Origin of the sequence: Pedobacter nototheniae (genome assembly GCF_004335085.1) — a bacterium.
GTDB lineage: Bacteria > Bacteroidota > Bacteroidia > Sphingobacteriales > Sphingobacteriaceae > Pedobacter > Pedobacter nototheniae.
Map to the genome: position 1 here is coordinate 1 of NZ_RQRS01000052.1, position 1,573 is coordinate 1,573.

Below are 1,573 nucleotides of genomic sequence, written 5' to 3' on the forward strand. Positions count from 1 at the left end.
TGACCGTTCCTAAAATAGCTTGACAGTTTTGGTGATTAATTACTAAGGTTTTTTACACCTGTTTATTTGATTTACTGGTACAATATAATATTTAATTTTTATTACTTCCAACAACTCTTTATACTAGTTTTATTCCTGTTTTTTATGTTGCCTTTTTCCCTAATCTTACTTTGCTTTTTTCTGCTATCTTAATTACGGAACAGTCAATGGTTTATTTTCCTTATTACTGGTTTTGTAATTCTTCTTCTTCCAGTATTTCTTAAGTGTCCCATTTCTTTCGTGTGCCATCATAGGAGTAAGCCTGCCACAGCTATCGTGTATCCTGATGCTGTTATATTTGTTTACAGCATCATCTACTGCTGCTTTTGCTCTTTCAAAAGAGGGGAATGTTTCTTTAAGCCCATGTTCGTATTTGAGTATCCCGTTGATCCTTTCTGCAATTGCATTTTCATAAGGATCACCCTTTTCTGTCATCGAGAGTTGTATGTGTAGGTATTCTATTACCTGAACATATTCATTACAGCAATATTGTATCCCCCTGTCACTGTGATGGATGAGCGCTGAAGTTCTTTTTATGTCTTTCGAGGCCATCAAAAGGGCATCAACCGCACCTTCGCTATGTAAGGTTGGGTGAAGTTTGTAACCTACAATCTTCCTGCTATAGGCATCGGTAACGATGCTCAGGTAACTGAAACCGGAAGTTTGCCGGATATAGGTAATGTCGCTTACCCATAATATACCGGGACCATCGATCACCTTTTCACGTATCAGATTGGGGTATTTCCTGTAATGATGGCTGGACATTGTACAGTAGGGCTTTCTCCTACGGTGCCTTATGAGCATTCCATAGCTGTCCATAAGCTTATAAAGGCCGTCCCTTCCAATTTTTATGCCGTGGTCGACAAAACTTGCTTTCAGCATATGATACAGTTTCTCAACCCCACAGCACGGAAGTTTTTCCCTGATCTCTGTAACCAGTTTTATCACCAACGCATCGCGCATGTGCATTGCTGGCTGTATTTTTTGTTCATACCAGGCCTGACGGCTCTTGCCAAACAGTCTGCAGTAATAGCTTAGGCTAAAGCTACCATAAAGCTGCATCAGTAAAGTTACTGTTTGGCACCAGGCTTTTTTCTAATATTGATTTTAAGCTTTTCTTCTGCTACATCAATTAGTGTATTAAGGGCAATATTGCGCATCCTGGCATCTTCCAGTTGCTTCTCCATCGCCTTTACCTGTTTCTGAAGTGTATTTAATTTTTGTTTCTCCTGTTCGGTCATTTCTTCGGGTGCTGGAATTATATCTTTAGAATACCTCTTTCGCCAGGCACCTATCAATACTGGTCCACTTGAGGGGCTGATATTAAATTTCTTGATCGCTTCGCTAACTGTCATTTCACGGGCTTCAAGTTGGGATACCAGCCAGCGCCTGAAGGAAACCTCGTAAGCATTGCGGTCGTCGGTACGATCGAAAGAATCAGACACTAAAATACTAAATCCATTGCTTCTTTTTTCTTGATTCATTTTAAGGTTTTTTTAAACCAAAATGTGTCAAGTTTTTTTAGGAGAGGACA

The 1,573-nt window shown here is 39.7% G+C and carries 2 protein-coding genes; both read right to left on the minus strand.

Annotated elements, in window-relative coordinates; all coding sequences use genetic code 11:
- Positions 1–192: 192 nt before the first annotated feature.
- Positions 193–1,101, minus strand: coding sequence for an IS3 family transposase (locus tag EHC72_RS22425; protein WP_131539951.1), 909 nt, complete (start codon positions 1,099–1,101; stop codon positions 193–195).
- Between the two features lie 8 nt (positions 1,102–1,109).
- Entirely contained in the window at positions 1,110–1,523 is a 414-nt protein-coding gene (locus EHC72_RS22430) for a hypothetical protein (RefSeq protein WP_131539952.1), read from the minus strand.
- Positions 1,524–1,573 lie beyond the last annotated feature (50 nt).

Bases quoted from the DNA above. Each gene is read 5' to 3' on its own strand.
- EHC72_RS22430 (WP_131539952.1), bottom strand. From the start codon at position 1,523: ATGAATCAAGAAAAAAGAAGCAATGGATTTAGTATTTTAGTGTCTGAT.
- EHC72_RS22425 (WP_131539951.1), bottom strand. From the start codon at position 1,101: ATGCAGCTTTATGGTAGCTTTAGCCTAAGCTATTACTGCAGACTGTTT.